Raw genomic sequence first — 18,238 nt, 5'->3', positions numbered from 1 at the left:
GCGACTAAAGTCGCCGTGTCGCTTTTCCACCCCGAACTAAAGTTACGGGGCGTGACCTACTCCCGCGCTATTCTCGTGTCAGCAAATTAGAGACCATATCCATCCCCATTTAATTAACTGTTATAGCGCTTTGCGCTCGGCAACGAACAACAGTCCCTCTAGTAATAGCTTGCATTGCTTAGTGTCTAAGGATTAGAATTGTACTCCATAGAAGATAAAAGTTCTATAAAGTTTCTCTACAATTCCCATGAACTTAAATATTGAACTGGTTAGTGGTGATATTAATGAAGTAGGCGAGCTTGATTTTTTGCTATTGGGTCATAACAATCCTCTTCTAGAGCAAATTACTAGAGAAACCCATGCTTCATTTAAGAGTATCGATAGTGTCAGTTGGATGTTTCCTCATCAATATCAGTTATTGGACGCACCCGGTTATAAGTGGAAACAAGTGGCTGCCATCAAGTTTCGAGCGAATGGCAAGATTAGGGAAACCCAATTTGCCCGGATAAGTAGTCCTATTACGACGGCATTAAAACAACCACAGGTAAAATTGATTGGCATTTTGCCACCCACTTGGCGTAATCCGAGTTATTGTGCCCTGGGTGTCATCTACTCACTTTGGATCATTGGGTATGCCTCGGCATCTAGTACAAGATTAATGAGAGAGCTTTTCTTCCCCAATCCCTCCTCGGCAACATTCAAAATTATTTCACAAACTGGAACAGAGTATTTTGAAGACGTGTTGAAAGAAGATTGCCAGGTGATGTGGGAGTTCGTGAACGAACTGTGTCAAAAACGAAAAGACGATCCCCTCTTCTGTTCTTACAAGCACTTGAAAAAACATCGAGTGACGTTTAATGTTTCTCAAGTCGCAATGTAAAGAAAAAGCAAAGGAAAGAGTAGCTGTGAGAGCAAAACTCATTGCCCAGTTATTATATTCATATATGCAGTCGTAAATTGCTATAATCCCCGTAACACATCATTTGAATTCTCACTGTGGTTGCCAATTCCCCTCGTCCCCTCCTCCTGCTCATTGATGGACATTCCTTAGCCTTCCGTGCTTATTATGCCTTTTCTAAAGGGCGGGATGGAGGGCTGAAAACCCGTGGTGGTATCCCTACCAGTGTCTGCTTTGGCTTTTTGAAGTCGATGTTTGAAGTCCTCGAAAAAGAACATCCCCAAGCCTTAGCCGTAGCATTCGATCGCGCTGAAGCCACGTTTCGCCATCAAGCGGATGTGAACTATAAAGCCAACCGTCAGGAAACTCCAGAGGATTTTATTGGCGATCTGCAAAACCTACAGCAGATTTTAGAGGCTCTCCAGGTTTCTATTGCCACTTGTGCCGGTTATGAAGCGGATGATGTGCTGGCAGCGTTAGCAGAGCGAGGGATTCAAGCAGGATATCAGGTGAAGATCCTAACCGGCGATCGCGATTTATTCCAACTCGTCAATTCGGAAAAGCTCATCAGTGTTTTGTATCTTGCTGGAGGTAGCCAGAAACGCGATACCGCAACCCATGAATTTTATCCAGCACAAGTGAAAGAAAAAATGGGCGTTCATCCCAGCCAAATTGTCGATTATAAAGCCCTTTGTGGTGACTCCTCAGATAACATTCCTGGAGTTAAAGGCATTGGGGAGAAAACTGCGGTGAAATTGCTGCAAGAGTACAGCACATTGGATGGGATTTATGCATCGGTAGATCAAATCAAAGGCGCGATGCAAAAGAAGTTAATCGCCGGTAGAGATGATGCATACCATTCCCAATTTTTAGCCCAAATCACCACTGAAGTTCCCCTCGATATCACCCTAGATGATTGTCATCTGCAAGGCTTTACTCCTCAAGCCCCATCTGAGTTATTCCAACGCTTAGAATTAGAAACTTTTCGCCCAAAACTGAATCACTTCCAAACTCTGTTAGGGGGTAAAGCTCAAGAAGTGGGAGAAGCTGAGGCTCAGATCGTAGATGAAGCCCTCGATTTTTGGAGCGCAGCAGAAACGGAAGCCGCGCAAGCTCAAAATCAGTTACCCTTTACCCCAATTATTATTGATGATGAGCAGAAACTAACTGAGTTAATTGCAAAACTCAAAACCTGCCAAGATCCCCAACATCCTGTTGCTTGGGATACGGAAACCACAGCATTAGAACCACGAGATGCAGAATTAGTCGGTTTAGGATGCTGTTTTCAGCAGGATGAAACCCTGACTGTTGCCTATTTACCATTAAACCATAAACGAGGACAGAACTTAGAGAAAAATTACACCCTAAAACTCCTACGCCCCCTGCTCGAAGATCCGGTCTATCCTAAAGTTTTTCAAAACGCTAAATTTGACCGGTTAATCCTCAAAAATAATGGCATTAATTTACAAGGCGTTGTCCTCGATACCCTACTTGCCAGTTATGTCTTAAATCCAGACAGCAATCATAGTCTCAGCGCCCTAGGTCAACAAGAATTAGGACTCATGTCCCAAAGTTATGAGCAATTGGTTCGCAACGAACAAACCATTGCTGATATCGATATTTCCTTGGTTACGAAATACTGTGGTATGGATGCCTATATCACGTTTCAACTTGCCCTAATCTTTGCAAAAAAAATCAGCTATTTCCCAAAACTTAAGCAGCTCTTAAAAGATGTTGAACTACCATTGGAACCGATTTTAGCAGAGATGGAGTGGAGGGGTATTTGTATCGACAAGAATTATCTGCGAACTCTCTCCAAGCCGTTGACAGATCAACTAAAGAATATTGAAGAAAAAGCCTATCAAGCTGCTGGTGAAAAATTCAATTTACGCTCCCCAAAGCAAGTCAGTACCTTGTTATTTGATCAACTAAAACTGCCCAAAGGGCGCAAAATTAAAACTGGATATTCCACAGATGCAGCAACTTTAGAAAAACTGCAACCGGAGGATAAAACGGGAGTGGTTAAGGCACTTTTAGAGTACCGCACGTTACATAAATTAAAATCCGCCTATGTGGATGCTCTGCCCAAATTGGTAAATTCCCAAACCCAACGAGTGCATACGGATTTTAACCAAACGGTTACCAGCACAGGACGTTTATCTTCTTCTAACCCGAATTTACAACATATTCCCATTCGTACTGAATTTTCCCGCCAAATCCGAAAAGCATTTATTCCTCAGTTGGGATGGACGTTAGTCGCGGCTGATTATTCCCAAATTGAGTTAAGACTTTTAGCCCATTTAAGTGGCGATCCAATTCTGGTAGATGCCTATCAAAATCAGCACGATGTTCATAAAGTTACCGCTCAGTTGCTATTTGATCGCCAGGAGATAACCTCGGAAGAGCGCCGTTTAGGGAAAGTGATTAATTTTGGGGTCATTTATGGCATGGGGGCGCAACGATTTGCTAGGGAAGCGAGAGTGAGTGTGCGAGAAGGTAATGATTTTATTAAGCGATTTAATCGCCAATATCCCAAAGTGTTTGAGTATTTGGAATCTACAAAAAGACAGGCGATTAGTCAAGGTTTTGTGGAAACCATTTTGGGGAGAAGGCGCTATTTTGAGTTTGAATCATCTGATGTAATGCGTTTACGCGGACAACCTCTAGAGGAGATTAGCTGGGAAGAAATACAACCGGGAAAAAGGGATGCGGAATTATTGCGAGCAGCCGCCAATGCACCCATTCAAGGTTCGAGCGCCGATTTAATTAAAATGGCAATGGTGAAATTAGATGAGGTTTTACGTTCCTATGAGGCGCGGATGCTGCTGCAAGTTCATGATGAATTAGTATTGGAAATGCCAGTAGAGGAATGGGATGAGGTCTCGTTGAAGATTCAAGAGACGATGGAACATGTGGTTTCTTTAAAAATTCCTTTGGCGGTAGAAATTCATCAAGGAAAAAGTTGGATGGAGGCTAAGTAATTCACGCAGGACTTCCTTTCAGGGGGCAGTGAAGAAAAATAGCATTAATCGTTAAAAGAAATTCAACGTAAAGTGATTGCAATTTTGTAGAAAAGAGATTATGCTTAAATATGGATAACAATACGACTTAGTTCAAGTGGCGATCGCTGGAAGAATTTAATCTATCAACAGTAAACGATCCAGAAGCAACTGGGCGTTGAGAGCAGCCATTATTTGCTGAGTTGGTGTTCTTCCTGAAGCCGAATAACTCAAGATTAAAAATAAAAGTGGAGATCGAATCATGGCAAGCATTATGCATTGGATGGAAGAAGGCAGAGAAAAAGGTAAGCATGAGCAAGCAGTGGCAATGATTTTGCACCAACTGCCTTGGAAAATTGGAGCAGTTAAGCCCTATTTACAGGAAGAAATTGAGGCACTCTCTCTGTCTGCTCTAGAGGATCTATCCATTGCTCTGCTGAAGTTCTCGGACTCTAATGACTTGGAATTGTGGTTAGAGCGGACAGCGAGAAAAATTCCCCTCAGTGTTTCCTAGCTCAGTCCCATTCCTCGATGATACAGCAGTGTTAGCTCTTATGAGGTAGATTAAAGCCTTTTGCTGAAAGAACAGGGAACGCAAGTTCAGCCCTTTATTAATGCATGAGACAGTTATGCTGTACTCCATAACAGCGTTTCACTCTGCTATGAAGCCAACCTTTACAGCACAAAGCACGGTATCGATACTGATACTTTGGACTGAATATCAATTGAAAAAATTAGATTAGGAGTAGGTGTTTTTGGCAGCGATCGCCACTTGATCCACCGGATCTTGAGCGAGTCGATTCAGGGCAGACTCTACCCCTTCTCCTTCTCCCCCCAAACCGTGCAATGCTTGAGCGACACGGTGGCGAACTTGCCAATCGGGATCGTCAACTAAGGGAAATAACCATTCCACAGCTTCAGGATCGCCTAATTCTCCCACAGAACTGACGGCTGCCGAACGGACTAAATCTGTAGGGGAGTTGAGGGCTACTTTGAGTAAGGTTAAGGCACGAGGATCGCCCAATTCTCCCAAGGTTGCGACAATACTCATCTGCAACAGCCATTCCTCCGTATTGCCATAGGCTTGTTCTAGATCCGGATAACCTTCAGTTAAGCGCAACGCCCCAATGCCATCAGCCGCTGCCGCTTTGACATCAATTTCTGGATCGTTTTCCAGGCGATCGCGTAAAATATTTAAACTTTCCTCTCGATTGACCTCTCCCACCGTCGATAACTGACTGATCGCTGCATAGCGCACCCGCACATTACTATCGATGGCTAAGGCTTGAATCTTAGTAAACGCCACGGCTGGATCGAGCAGACGCAATTGATTCACCCCGCGTAGGCGATCGCCATAATTTTCCGAATCTAATAATTGCTGAACTGATTCAGGGGTTACACTCATAGACTTCCAATACTCTCAATAGGGCAAATCCGATCGATACACACAACAGAAGAACTTAACTCTAAGCCTCCAAGAGATCCCGCAAAATATCTGCTCGGGTAAGGATACCCACCAACTCCTGGGCATCATCTAAAACCGGTAAACGGCGGATATTATGTTTTTGCATTACCTTAGCGGCATCGCGCAACGAGCGATCGCCCGTGACTGAAATTGGGCGATCACTCATCACCTCACCCACCGTCAAACCCATCGCCTTACGCAAATCCTTCTCATAGGTTGATGGATTTTCTAAATAAATCACACTATCCAACAACATAATATAGGGCGGCGGCTCCACCCCCGTCTCTTGCCACATCAAATCTGTCTCTGAGATCACTCCGATCAGCTTACCCTCTGCATCGACGACGGGTAAACCACTAATACGGTGTTCCACCAACAGGTGAATCGCCTCCTTCAAGGAAGTATCCGGGCGAACCACCATAGGATTTGCGGTCATGACATCAGCGACAGTTTTCGGCATTAGGGGCCTCTCCCAACAATTTGGTATTGAGTTTAACTATTATAGGAGGAATGGGGAAATGGGGAAATGGGGAGATGAGGAAGTAATGACCCATTTCCCTCTTCTTGTTAATTGAACTGCCAATTGGCTGGAAAATTGGCAACGTAAAATGGATTTAATTTAATTCTCAAAGCTAAGTCCCACAAGACTATTGCCTATTTCCTCGTTCCCAGGACATACAGCAGTTTCCTCCGCTATGCAGCACATTGAAATGGCAGTTTTTAAAGAGAGCTAGAATAATTCAAAGCTAGATTGAGTTTGCTGTTCACTCCCCCTATTACCCCATCCCCCTATCTCCCCATCACAGAGCAAAGCGCTGTAACTTGCACGTTGTCCATAGGCTTTGGGACAATGGGCAAGATGTTCTCTATCTAATCGCTAATCATTTCACCGGTTCAACATGAAAATCGCACAAGATATCACCAAATTAGTAGGAAATACACCCTTGGTTCAACTGAACCGCATCCCGCAAGCAGAGGGCTGTGGGGCCAGAATTGTGGTTAAACTCGAAAGTATGAACCCAGCTTCCTCAGTCAAAGACCGCATTGGAGTCAATATGATTGATGCGGCGGAAAAAGAGGGGTTAATTGCTCCAGACCAGACCGTGTTGGTCGAACCCACATCTGGGAATACAGGGATTGCGTTGGCCATGGTGGCTGCTGCACGAGGATATCGATTAATCTTATTAATGCCGGAAACCATGAGTGCAGAACGGCGAGCGATGTTAAAGGCTTATGGGGCAGAATTAGTCCTGACTCCAGGCTCAGAGGGAATGGGAGGATGTATCCGTCGAGCAATGGAAGTGGTAGAACAAACCCCCAATGCTTATATGTTGCAGCAGTTTCAAAATCCAGCCAATCCCCAGATTCACCGCAAAACCACGGCCCAGGAGATTTGGGCTGATACGGATGGCCAGGTGGATATGATTATTTCTGGTGTAGGGACTGGGGGCACCATTACGGGGGTTGCCGAGGTGCTGAAGAAGAAAAACGAGAAGATTCAGGCGATCGCCGTGGAACCGCAAACGTCCCCAGTCTTATCCGGTGGACAACCGGGGCCTCATAAAATTCAGGGGATTGGAGCTGGATTTGTGCCAGAAGTTTTAAGAGTAGATTTAATTGATGAAGTCGTAACGGTTTCCGATGAAGAGGCGATCTCTTATGGTCGCCGTTTAGCCAGGGAAGAAGGTTTACTTTCTGGAATTTCTAGTGGTGCTGCAGTCTGCGCTGCGATCCAAGTTGGCAAGCGCCCAGAAAATGAGGGTAAGTTAATTGTGGTCATTCAGCCGAGTTTTGGCGAGCGCTATCTGAGTACCCCCTTATTCCAAGACCCGGAATAGGGAGACATTCGAGACATAGGGAGGCGGGAATGGGGAAGAGGGGTGTGAATTACTATAAAACCCTAGAAATTGAGCCAACGGCGACTTCAGAGGAAATTCGCCAAGCGTATCGCCGTTTGGTGAAACTCTATCATCCGGATCTCAATCAAGCGGTCGGTGATAAAAACCGGATCGTGGAGATCAATCTGGCCTATGAAACCCTCAGCGATTCCCACAGTCGCCGAGTGTACGATCGCCAACACTTTCCTTATGGTCAAAGGGGCGATCGCCCCAAATCCCCCCAATCCCCCACCCGTTCCGCCAAAAACCCCCTAGATCCAGATCGACATTGGCAACAATGGCTCTCAAGAGTCTATCATCCCGTCAATCTTTCCTTAATCGAGATTCTCGACTCCATAGAAGCAGAAATTGATGACCTTTCTGCCGACCCCTTTGACGATCAATTACTGGAAAATTTTCAACTGTATTTAGAAAATTGTCGTTCCTTATTGGAGGAAGCCCAACAGCACTTTCGTTCACTCCCTAATCCTGGGCCAATTGCCAGCATTGCCGCCCATCTCTATCATTGCCTCAATCAAGTCAGTGATGGACTTGAGGAGTTCTCCTGGTTTCCTTACAACTATGACGAACATTATTTGCATACCGGGCTAGAACTGTTCCGCATTGCCCGTGGATTGCGTCAAGAAGCCCAAGATGCCCTAGAAGAGGTTTATGCTGACGCTTGATTACCGTTAACAATATAATGTTCAAGGGCATTCTCAGGAGTTCCTCAGAGTAGTATGGGAGGATAAATCGTAAAGTCCTATGGAACCTCTGATTGATGATCGATCGCCATCTAACCATTCGCAAATTCTTCTCCCTGTTGGCCATCGGGGCGATCGCGCTCCTCGTCACCAGCAGCCCCGTATTTGCCCAAGATCTCACCAACAGCACGGGATTTAACCCTCAAGAACTCCTACGTTCTGCCCTACAGAGCATTGAAAACCTCGGCCCAATTGGAGCGATCGCCTTTATTCTCCTTTATATTGTCGCCACTGTCGCCTTCCTGCCTGGTTCTATCCTTACCCTGGGTGCAGGAGTCGTCTTTGGAGTTGCTTTTGGTTCGGTATATGTGTTTATTGGCGCAACCCTAGGCGCAACCGCTGCTTTTCTCGTGGGACGCTACTTAGCACGGGATTGGATCGCCAAGAAAATCGAAGGTAATACTAAATTTAGTGCGATCGATCGAGCCGTTGGTGAAGAAGGCTTAAAAATTGTTCTCCTCACTCGACTCTCTCCAGTCTTCCCCTTTAACCTGCTCAACTACGCCTATGGATTAACCCAAGTCTCCCTCAAAGATTACTTTATTGGTTCCATCGGCATGATTCCCGGCACAATCATGTATGTTTATATTGGCTCCCTAGCCGGCAATCTGGCCACGATTGGCACAGGCGATCAACCCTCTAACCCAACCATTACTTGGACATTGCGGATTATTGGATTTATTGCCACAGTTGCCGTTACCCTTTATGTTACCCGCATTGCCCGTAAAGCCTTAGATGGAGCAATTGAAAACCATTAAAAATGAACCGTTAGGTCTGATGTGAATTCAATAGACCTCTTGCATAAGTAGGTAGAAAATAAATAGCAATGGAGTGATTCTGTATTCTTATCCCTATTCTTTGATTCCCTAACTTCTGCAAGAAGTCTAATCAATTTCCCCATTCCCCTACTCAAAACAATGTCATCCCTAAACTTATCCCCCATCGATCAATATAACCAACAATTAATTGATCAGGTTCATCCCCAAGATTGGCTTAATCCAACCCCCGCAGAACAATATGATTTAGTCGTCATTGGTGCGGGAACTGCCGGGTTAGTCGTCGCTGCGGGAGCAGCAGGATTAGATGTCGGCTTAAAAGTCGCTTTGGTAGAAAAGAACTTAATGGGAGGAGATTGCTTAAACGTGGGTTGCGTACCTTCTAAATGTGTGATTCGCTCCTCTCGTGTGGTGGAAGATATCCGCAATGCCCCTAGTTTTGGCATTCATCCCTCAGAAGAGATTAATATTAACTTTGCCCAAGTTATGGAACGGATGCGGAAACTTCGTGCCGGAATTAGCCACGATGATTCGGCACAAAGATTCCAGAGTTTAGGAGTTGATGTGTTTTTAGGAGAAGGGAGATTTACCAGTGATTCGACTCTGGAAGTTGCCGGGAAAACGCTACCTTTTAAGAAAGCTGTAATTGCTACTGGTGCCCGGGCTGTGCGTCCGAAAATTGAAGGGTTAGAAGAAGTCGGGTTCTTGACCAATGAAACCGTATTTAATCTCACGGAATGCCCGAAACGGTTAGCCGTAATTGGGGGTGGGCCGATTGGTTGTGAATTGGCCCAATCGTTCCACCGTTTAGGCGCTCAAGTCGTTTTATTTCACAATAAGGGACATTTGTTAGACCGGGAAGATCCGGATGCAGCGGAAATTATTCAAGAGCAGTTTAAACAAGAAGGAATTCAACTGATTTTAGAGAGTCAGATTCAACGGGTAAAATCTACTCCAGAAGGTAAAGTGATTTATGTTTCCAGCCAAGGAAAACAGGAATCCTATCCGATAGTTGTGGATGAAATTTTAGCCGGTGCAGGTCGTGCCCCCAATGTGGAAGGCTTGAATTTAGAAGGAGTTGGGGTGGACTATGACCGCAAAGGGGTGAAAGTGAATGATTATTTACAAACGACGAATCCGAAAATTTATGCGGCTGGCGATATTTGTATGAGTTGGAAATTCACCCATGCGGCGGATGCGGCGGCACGAATCGTCATTAAGAATACGTTGTTTTCTCCATTTGGGTTGGGGAAATCGAAATTAAGCGATCTCATTATGCCTTGGGCGACTTATACCGATCCAGAAATTGCCCATGTGGGACTTTATGAGCGGGAAGCGCAAGAGAAGGGTATTGAAATTGAAACGATTAAGGTATTAATGAGTAGTGTACATCGGGCGATCGCCGATGGAGAGACGGAAGGCTTCGTTAAAATTCACTATCGCCAAGGTTCTGATAAAATTGTCGGTGCAACTATTGTGGCTCGTCATGCAGGGGATATGATTAGCGAAGTGACCACGGCGATCGCGGCTAAAATCGGTTTAAGTCAACTTTCTAGCACCATTCATCCCTATCCTACTCAAGCCGAAGCTCTCAAAAAAGCTGCCGATGCCTACAAAAGAACTCTCTTGACTCCTAAAACCAAAAAACTCCTCAGTTTCCTCACCAAACTCTCGTAGGGGAAATAACGATAGCACTCAACCTCTGCCGATTCAAATTTCGATTGGCGATCGCCAAATTACCCAGTTTTGCGATCGCACTGGGAAGAAACCGGGTTTCTATGAAAGTTTAGGCGACTAACGAGAGGATAAACAAGAAACCCGGTTTCTAATGGATCGACACACAACTATCCGCGTTCAAGTTCGGCAATATCCAGCATCGTCTTCAACACCGAATCCGGATTCAAACTAATTGAATCAATGCCTAACTCCACTAAAAAGCGGGCAAACTCTGGATAATCACTGGGTGCTTGACCGCAGATGCCGATTTTACGCCCTTCTGCTTTCGCCGTTTCAATGGCCATTTTCACCATCCGTTTCACGGCTTCATTGCGTTCGTCAAACAAGGGTGCAACTAAGCCAGAATCCCGATCTAAGCCTAATGTCAGTTGGGTTAAATCGTTGGAACCGATGGAAAACCCGTCAAAGACTTGGGCAAATTCCGAGGCTAAAATTACATTGCTCGGCAACTCGCACATCACATAAACTTGCAAGCCATGTTTACCCCGTTTCAGTCCATGTTTTGCCATTTCTGCTAACACCTTGTGCCCTTCTTCTGGAGTCCGACAGAAGGGAATCATGGGGATGGCATTCACTAATCCCATATCATCGCGAACCCGTTTTAAGGCTTGGCATTCTAAGGCAAAGGCTTCCCGATAATGGGGGTCGTAATAGCGGGAGGCTCCGCGCCAGCCAATCATGGGGTTTTCTTCCTGGGGTTCAAATTGACGACCGCCTAAAAGATTGGCATATTCATTACTCTTGAAGTCCGAAAGGCGGATAATCACGGGATGGGGATAAAAGGCAGCCGCGATCGCCCCCATACCATAGGCTAACCGATCGACAAAGAAATCGGGCTTATAGGGATAGTGGGCGGTAAGCTCTTCAATCTCGGCTTTTACATCGAGATCTTCGAGTTCTTCAAAGTGCAGGAGTGCCAAAGGATGGGTCTTAATTTGATTGGCAATGATAAACTCTAGGCGAGCTAAACCCACGCCATTGCAGGGAATGGCTGACAACCGGAAAGCTTCCTCTGGATTGCCCACATTCATAAGAATCTGCGTGCGGGTTTTCGGCAGTTCATCTAACACCGTTTCTTGCACGTCAAAGGGTAACAAACCGGCGTAAACATTGCCCTGTTCCCCTTCTGCACAGGAGACGGTAATTTCCTGACCGTTGGTTAACCGCTCCGTGGCTTTTTCGCAACCCACCACTGCCGGAATCCCCATTTCCCTGGCAATAATTGCGGCATGGCATGTCCGTCCTCCGGTATTGGTAACAATTGCACTGGCTTTCTTCATGATCGGTTCCCAATCTGGATCGGTGCGATGGGTAACCAGCACTTCCCCGGATTGGAATTGATCGATTTGTGACACATCTAGAATCACCCGTGCGGGCCCGGAGGCGATCGCCTCTCCCACTGCTCGACCTTGCACCAACAGCTCGCTCTTTTCTTGCAACTGATAATGCTGTAAAACCTGGCTTGACTTCTGGGACTGCACCGTTTCTGGCCGCGCTTGGACAATAAATAAGTGTCCCGTTTGCCCATCTTTCGCCCATTCAATGTCCATAGGCGTATAGGTTTGGCGCAATTTAGAGTAATGATCTTCAATCATCACAGCCCAATCGCCTAATTTGAGAATTTCCTCATCACTGAGGGCAAACTGTTGTTGTCGTATCAAAGGAACCGGCACAATCTTAGTTGCCTGATTGCCATCGTGACGATAGACCATTTTAATCGCTTTACGACCCAGGCGTTTTTGCAAAATCGGCTTGAACCCTTCCCGCAATGTGGGTTTAAACACCAGATATTCATCCGGGTTTACCGCGCCCTGCACTACCGTTTCTCCTAAGCCATAGGAAGCGGTAATCAGTGCCGTATTCTTAAATCCCGTTTCCGGGTCGATGGAGAACATCACCCCGGAAGTCGCTAGGTCAGAGCGTACCATTTTTTGCACTCCCACAGAGAGGGCAACGTCAAAATGGTCAAAGCCTTTATGGGTGCGATAGGAGATGGCGCGATCGGTAAACAGGGAGGCAAAACAGCGATGAACCGCCTTGATGACCTCTTTTAAGCCGGAAATATTCAGATAGGTGTCCTGTTGACCGGCAAAACTGGCATCGGGTAAATCTTCTGCGGTGGCTGAAGAGCGTACTGCCACATCGGGAGTATGACCGTAGAGTTCACCTAAGCGCTTATAGGCGACGGCGATCGCCATTTCGATCTCTTTGGGGAATCGGGTGTTGAGAAGGAGCGATCGCACTTGTTTGGCTCGCTGACGCAACAATACGATATTATCCACATCCAAATCCGTCAACAGTTCCCGCAATTGCGGCTCTAAACCCGCCGAAGAGATAAAATAACGATAAGCATGGGCTGTAATGGCGAATCCTTGGGGAACATTAATTCCTTTGGGGGTTAACTGACGAATTAGCTCTCCTAGCGACGCATTTTTACCGCCAACTAACCTAATATCTTCTAAACCGACTTGATCGAACCAAAGGATAAAAGCGTTTTCCTTCCACAATACCAAAGCTTTAGATTTTTCGGTATAAGCGTTTGTTAAATCAACAGTTTTCAACATTTTTTTGATCGCTCCCAAAACTGGAATAATAGAGGCAAAAGGGAATAGGCAACAGGCAATAGTTACAGCCTGCTGCTGTGTGCTACACCGATTAATTCCCTTAAAAAGGGGGGTTGGGGAGATTTTTACCTATTGAATCAAAGCGGTAAAGATTCCAAGAATGTATTCATGGGGTAGGGGATGGGAAGCAACGGCACCTCTGCCGGGAATCTTTACCTGAAAATGGAATAGGATAAAAGGGGCTAAAAAAATGATCCCCGGATATTAAAAAACAATTTCAAAAGTGATTATCTCAATTCTAGCAAAAGAATTTTAAAGTAGACTAAAATTGTCGAGTTAGAAATTGAGGGAAAAATGAGAAGTAAATTACGGATATAAACCGCGATCGCTCAGAGCCTGAGCCACACGACCGACACCCAAGGTATACGCCGCTAACCGCAACGGAATTCCCCGTTGTTGAGACGTTTCATAAACCCGATGATACGCCCGTACCATCAAGCCTTCCATCTCTTGATTTACCCGTTCTTCATCCCAGAATACATAGGACTGACCTTGTACCCATTCCAGATAACTGACGACTACACCGCCAGCATTAGCTAAGATATCGGGTAAAACCATAATGCCGCGACTGTGCAACAGTTGATCCGCCACCAGCGTGACTGGGCCATTGGCCGCTTCTGCCACAATTTTTGCCTGAATTCGAGGGGCATTTTCTTCCGTGATCTGATCTTCGAGAGCTGCTGGAATCAAGACATCACAGGGTAAGGTTAACAGTTCCTCATTGGTAATCCATTCACCGCCTGGGAAGTTGTTCATCGGGGCATGATTTTCGACCACATGCTTACGCAACGCCGGAATATCTAAGCCATTTTCTGCAAAGATAGCACCGGAGACATTGGAAACTGCCAACACTTTAGCGCCTGCTTGATGGAACAACAGAGCCGCCGCACCTCCAACATTCCCGAAACCTTGAATGACCACGGAAGCACCCGCCAACGGTTTATCCTGTTGCGCCAAAGCTTCGCGCACCACAACCATCACACCTCGACCCGTTGCCTGTTGTCGTCCCTTAGAACCACCGACAGAGAGGGGCTTGCCGGTGACAATACCAGGAACCGCATGACCGACATTCATGGAATAGGTATCCATCATCCAAGCCATTTCTCGCGCCGAAGTTCCCATATCTGGAGCTGGAATATCGACGGCTGGGCCAATGTCTTTAATTAGTTCGCTGGTATAGCGGCGGGTAATGCGCTCTAGCTCACCGACACTATATTGACGGGGATCAAGGGCAATACCGCCTTTAGCTCCGCCGTAGGGAATGCCCAATAAGGCGCATTTCCAGGTCATCAGCATGGCTAAAGCTGAGACTTCCTGCAACGTAACGGAGGGATGATAGCGAGTTCCGCCTTTGTAAGGGCCGAGAACATCGCAATGTTGAACCCGGTGTCCGGCTAAAACTTGGACTTCTCCGGTATCAAGCTTAACGGGGATGGAAACGGTGACGACTTTGCGGGGATTCTCCAAAACGGCCAGGATACCCGGATCGATATTGAGTTCGGAACCGGCTTGCTGCAAGTAACTACAGGTTCGATCCATGGGGCAAATATGGGCCGGTGTGGGAGGCTGGGGCATCTTAACTGAGGATGGCATCATCAGAGTTTACCTCTTATGAATGGTGTTAATTCAACCTTATAGTTTTACGTTAGCTCAGTTTTATAAAGAAAAACAAAAAAACAGTAAAACTCGTAACAATTTGACATTATTTAACGTGCTTCTCATAATTCGGGTCTCCCGTTCTTCCCACTATTCCCTAGCGCTTCGCGCTATAGGTGCGATTCGTTGTTGCCCTTTAGCGTTAATATCAAATGTCCAAAGCGCTAAAGGGCAACAACCAAGTCACGACAGTAGGGTGGGTAGGACATAAAGTTATCGAAGTTGAATCAATCGCTGCCTTCTCCTACCCATCCAGGCAAGGGGTCGTCTATTTGTCTAAGCTATCTGACAAATTACGATAGCCACTAATCACGCGCACGATTTCAATACCATCCTCCATCACTTGATAGAAGATGATGTACCCCATCAATGGAGTGCCCCGTAATCCCGGTTTCAAATGAGCGTAAGAACGTCCTGAATAGGGAAACTTACTCAATTGCTGGCATTTGCGATGGAACCCCTCAACAAAGCGATCGCCTGCATCTACACTCTTTTCCAAAAAATAATCAGAAATGTCTTCTAAATCGCGACTTGCCCCAACCGTAATTCTTAGATGACTCATTTCTCCTGCTCTCTAGCGGACAACACCTTCTGCCGAAGTTGAGCAATAACCGTTTCTCCATCCAATACTTCCCCCCGTTTTGACTGCTGCAATCCTTCTTCTAGCTTTTGCCGAGTTTGTTGCAGCCATTGTAAGTATTGCGGATTGTCCTCTGGTTCCTCTAATTCAGTTTCATCCACCAGAAGGATTAAGGCCGCATCCAGGGCCTCTTGCAGTGAAGCATACCGACCTTGTTGGACTAATAGTGTTAACACTTGGGTTTGTTTTTCACTTAAGGTAATCGTCATGATAAAACTGTCAATTGTTACATATAATATCTCTGGGTCAATTTTGAGGATTATGGATTCTGGAAACCCTCCCAAGCAGCCACCAAAATATTCACATAAGCATTGTCAGTCAGTTCCTTGAGTGCCTCTATTTCTCCAGCCTTTAATGCTCCCATTACTCGTTCCTTCAGTTCCGGATGTTTCTCTATCCCCTTCACTGCCACCTCAATCTCTGCTTGAGTATCCGCAGGCAAATCATCGGGATATGAGTGGTTCAGCAATTGCAGTAACTGTTGAATCTCAAGTGCGGCATCCGCCAAACTCTGCTTCGGATTAACATTAACTGTCTCCGCCTTTCCCACAGCACTATTGACATCACTATTGAAGTTCATCTGCACTTCAATGTTATCCGCTACATCCTTGGAGGGTTCATTAGTCATAGAAGTAGTCCTCTGTTGAGTGGTTTGAGAAGATTGGTCAATCGAATTAGCGAGAATACTATCAGAGTTATCAAAATTTTGCACTGCACCACTAGCATATAAATCTCCCTCTATAAGGTTCCCCTTAAAATCGCGACCAACAGAAATACGGGGCTGATTTACTCAGATCAGCTTGTTTCAAATTTGCTTTTTCCAAGTTCATCCCCCTTAGAAAAGCCCATCTAAGATCAGCTTTTTGGAGATCTAGCATGTAACCACTATCAGTCTTAGTAAGTAAATTACGGACGGCTGTATTTGCCAGAAGAGTTTGTCCTAGACGGGAAAGCTCAAGTTTATGAGTATCTTTGAAATCGGTATACATTATTCGACTTTTACGAAAATCACAATTCTTGAGACAAGCGTTAGTAAAATTAACATTAGTCAACGTGACACCACGAAAGCTAGTTCCACCCCAGGCAGCAGAGGCTACAGCTAGAGTACGAATCCAAGCATCACGAGAGTGACCTTTTATTGTTCTCCAAGATATGTAAGTATTTAAAATACAAAAGACAAAAGCTCCTACTCCTGAAATCACTCCTATAATTGTACTAAAAGTAGCAAGCGCTATACATATAGCTAATGTCAGAGATACAATCAGTACAAAAAATACAGTTAGTGAAATATATATCTTAGGTGCATCGAAAATAACAATTATTATAGAAGTAGTAAGTATAATAGATAGTGTAGTGCGATTCGTTCAGTTCAAAGTAAGAAGGTTTTACCCTTCAACGCAAGACTGGGAAGGGTTTCACACCCTTGACAACTGAGAGATTGTTCTCAATCGGTGAGAGCGTCTGGACTCCACTTCCAAATCATAGAACGGAAGTAGACGACATGACAACACTCCTATTTCTGAGACTCATCATCAAAGGAATAAAGCGGGGTGTAAAGGGGAAACCAACATCAGCCAAGATGTTAAGTCGTTCCTCAAGTCAACTAACAATGGTAAGCGAAAGCGAATTATCGGCTTGAACCCTCATAACTATTAAGCAGTGAAACTGGCTGAAACACTGCGTCCAAAAGGACAAAGGGAAAGGTAGGTAGCTTTTATTCTAACCTACAAAAGACAGGGAATTTACATTTTCACCTGTAAAGGAGTCCCAAAAGTACCTTGGGGGATAGATAATACCTAAAGTTAGAAATCCCAATCTCTCGGAACAAATTAACTCGATTAGGGATTCCAACTATTAAGGATAGAGCGATGCAAGCAATGGTCAAAATGGCGCTTGAACCTTACTGGGAAGCTAGGTTTGAAGGCACGTCCTATGGATTTAGACCTGGGAGGTCAGCCCACGATGCAATAGCAAGAATCTACACGGTAAGAAACCAATCTAATTGGTTTGACTTCCTAGGGTTCAACATCAGACAATACCCAGTTGGAAAATATAAGTCAGGGAAGAATTCAAATGGGAATATCCTAGGGTTCAAAACCATCATTAAACCCTCACAAAAGGCAATCAAAGCCCACAGGGAAGCAGTTAAATCAATCATCAAGAAAGATAAGACAGCTCCCCAAGCAGCGCTGATAAAACACCTTAATCTGGTTATCCAAGGATGGTGTAACTACTTCAGTGGAGTCTCATCTAAAGAAACTTTTTCTAGAGAAGACCACATTATATGGTTAAGACTCAGGGCATGGACAGTAAGCAGAACTGGTAAAGCTAACTACCAAAAGCTGAGAAAATACTTCAGTCACGGAAAAAACGGGACATGGACGTTCCAAACTAGGCAAGAAGGATATCACCTTCTGACCCACGATGAAACACCCATAAAACGTCATACGTTAGTTCAACCGGATAAATCGCCATACGATGGAGATTGGACATACTGGAGCAAACGCAGGGGTCAACATATTGGAACTTCCACAAGAGTTTCCAAACTCCTGAAGAAACAAAAAGGCAAATGTAATTTCTGTGGGATGTATTTCACAGATACAGACCTAGTTGAAGTAGACCACATCATCCCCAAATCTCTTGGTGGTAAGGATGAGTACAAAAACCTTCAACTGTTACATAAGCACTGTCACGATTCAAAGACATCCAACGATGGTAGTCTGAACCGTACCAATGACAAGGACTGATTTAGCCAGGAGCCGTATGAGGTGAAAGTCTGTGCGATTCGTTGAAGCTGCGAAG

Annotated in this window: 16 protein-coding genes; 8 read left to right on the top strand and 8 right to left on the bottom strand. The window is 45.2% G+C overall.

Annotated features, from left to right (window positions below):
• Positions 1 to 247: 247 nt before the first annotated feature.
• The 3 genes from J7529_RS22580 to J7529_RS22570 all read left to right on the top strand — a co-directional run bounded on the left by J7529_RS22580 (position 248) and on the right by J7529_RS22570 (position 4,411).
• Positions 248 to 880, top strand: coding sequence for a hypothetical protein (locus tag J7529_RS22580; protein WP_318730848.1), 633 nt, complete (start codon positions 248 to 250; stop codon positions 878 to 880).
• 116 nt (positions 881 to 996) lie between these two features.
• Positions 997 to 3,879 (top strand): DNA polymerase I, encoded by a 2,883-nt coding sequence (gene polA / locus J7529_RS22575; protein WP_318730847.1) that lies wholly within the window; start codon positions 997 to 999, stop codon positions 3,877 to 3,879.
• Between the two features lie 280 nt (positions 3,880 to 4,159).
• Complete coding sequence (locus J7529_RS22570) at positions 4,160 to 4,411, top strand: DUF4351 domain-containing protein (RefSeq protein ID WP_271937114.1); 252 nt, start codon at positions 4,160 to 4,162, stop codon at positions 4,409 to 4,411.
• A gap of 225 nt (positions 4,412 to 4,636) precedes the next feature.
• Here J7529_RS22570 and nblB read toward each other — a convergent pair whose 3' ends face one another.
• The gene (gene nblB / locus J7529_RS22565) at positions 4,637 to 5,302 is read right to left on the bottom strand and encodes a phycobilisome degradation protein NblB (protein WP_271937115.1); all 666 of its coding nucleotides are present in this window, start codon (positions 5,300 to 5,302) and stop codon (positions 4,637 to 4,639) included.
• Positions 5,303 to 5,363: 61 nt separating this feature from the next.
• Positions 5,364 to 5,822 carry a CBS domain-containing protein gene (locus J7529_RS22560; RefSeq protein WP_271937117.1) on the bottom strand — a complete coding sequence of 153 codons (459 nt, stop codon included), beginning with the start codon at positions 5,820 to 5,822 and terminating at the stop codon, positions 5,364 to 5,366.
• A gap of 439 nt (positions 5,823 to 6,261) precedes the next feature.
• Here J7529_RS22560 and cysK point away from each other — a divergent pair, with 439 nt between their 5' ends.
• The 4 genes from cysK (at position 6,262) to J7529_RS22540 (ending at position 10,456) form a co-directional block, all read left to right on the top strand.
• Positions 6,262 to 7,200 (top strand): cysteine synthase A, encoded by a 939-nt coding sequence (gene cysK, locus J7529_RS22555; RefSeq protein ID WP_271937120.1) that lies wholly within the window; start codon positions 6,262 to 6,264, stop codon positions 7,198 to 7,200.
• Between the two features lie 44 nt (positions 7,201 to 7,244).
• Complete coding sequence (locus tag J7529_RS22550; protein ID WP_318730846.1) at positions 7,245 to 7,925, top strand: J domain-containing protein; 681 nt, start codon at positions 7,245 to 7,247, stop codon at positions 7,923 to 7,925.
• Between the two features lie 95 nt (positions 7,926 to 8,020).
• On the top strand, positions 8,021 to 8,761 hold the full coding sequence (locus J7529_RS22545) for a TVP38/TMEM64 family protein (protein ID WP_271937123.1): 741 nt from the start codon (positions 8,021 to 8,023) through the stop codon (positions 8,759 to 8,761).
• Between the two features lie 159 nt (positions 8,762 to 8,920).
• Positions 8,921 to 10,456, top strand: a complete 1,536-nt coding sequence (locus J7529_RS22540) for a mercuric reductase (RefSeq protein WP_318730845.1) — start codon at positions 8,921 to 8,923, stop codon at positions 10,454 to 10,456.
• Positions 10,457 to 10,623: 167 nt separating this feature from the next.
• Here J7529_RS22540 and ppsA read toward each other — a convergent pair whose 3' ends face one another.
• From ppsA to J7529_RS24905, 6 genes are all read right to left on the bottom strand, one after another.
• The gene (gene ppsA, locus J7529_RS22535) at positions 10,624 to 13,080 is read right to left on the bottom strand and encodes a phosphoenolpyruvate synthase (RefSeq protein WP_318730844.1); all 2,457 of its coding nucleotides are present in this window, start codon (positions 13,078 to 13,080) and stop codon (positions 10,624 to 10,626) included.
• Positions 13,081 to 13,446: 366 nt separating this feature from the next.
• Positions 13,447 to 14,736 (bottom strand): Glu/Leu/Phe/Val dehydrogenase, encoded by a 1,290-nt coding sequence (locus J7529_RS22530; protein ID WP_318730843.1) that lies wholly within the window; start codon positions 14,734 to 14,736, stop codon positions 13,447 to 13,449.
• A 328-nt stretch (positions 14,737 to 15,064) separates the two neighbouring features.
• Positions 15,065 to 15,358, bottom strand: coding sequence for a type II toxin-antitoxin system RelE/ParE family toxin (locus tag J7529_RS22525; protein WP_318730842.1), 294 nt, complete (start codon positions 15,356 to 15,358; stop codon positions 15,065 to 15,067).
• Positions 15,355 to 15,645, bottom strand: coding sequence for a hypothetical protein (locus tag J7529_RS22520; protein ID WP_318730841.1), 291 nt, complete (start codon positions 15,643 to 15,645; stop codon positions 15,355 to 15,357). The genes J7529_RS22525 and J7529_RS22520 overlap by 4 nt, the downstream gene beginning before the upstream one ends.
• Positions 15,646 to 15,695: 50 nt before the next feature.
• Positions 15,696 to 16,064 (bottom strand): hypothetical protein, encoded by a 369-nt coding sequence (locus tag J7529_RS22515; RefSeq protein ID WP_318730840.1) that lies wholly within the window; start codon positions 16,062 to 16,064, stop codon positions 15,696 to 15,698.
• A gap of 124 nt (positions 16,065 to 16,188) precedes the next feature.
• A complete protein-coding gene (locus J7529_RS24905; protein ID WP_413038970.1) occupies positions 16,189 to 16,638 on the bottom strand; it encodes a pentapeptide repeat-containing protein in 450 nt (149 codons plus the stop codon).
• Positions 16,639 to 17,244: 606 nt separating this feature from the next.
• Between J7529_RS24905 and J7529_RS22510 the strand changes: the two genes are divergently transcribed.
• A complete protein-coding gene (locus J7529_RS22510; RefSeq protein WP_413038971.1) occupies positions 17,245 to 18,183 on the top strand; it encodes a group II intron reverse transcriptase in 939 nt (312 codons plus the stop codon).
• The last annotated feature ends 55 nt before the right edge of the window (positions 18,184 to 18,238 follow it).

The organism is Roseofilum sp. Guam, from assembly GCF_017746735.1.
Classification (GTDB): domain Bacteria; phylum Cyanobacteriota; class Cyanobacteriia; order Cyanobacteriales; family Desertifilaceae; genus Roseofilum; species Roseofilum reptotaenium.
This window is presented reverse-complemented; position numbering and strand designations above follow the sequence as displayed.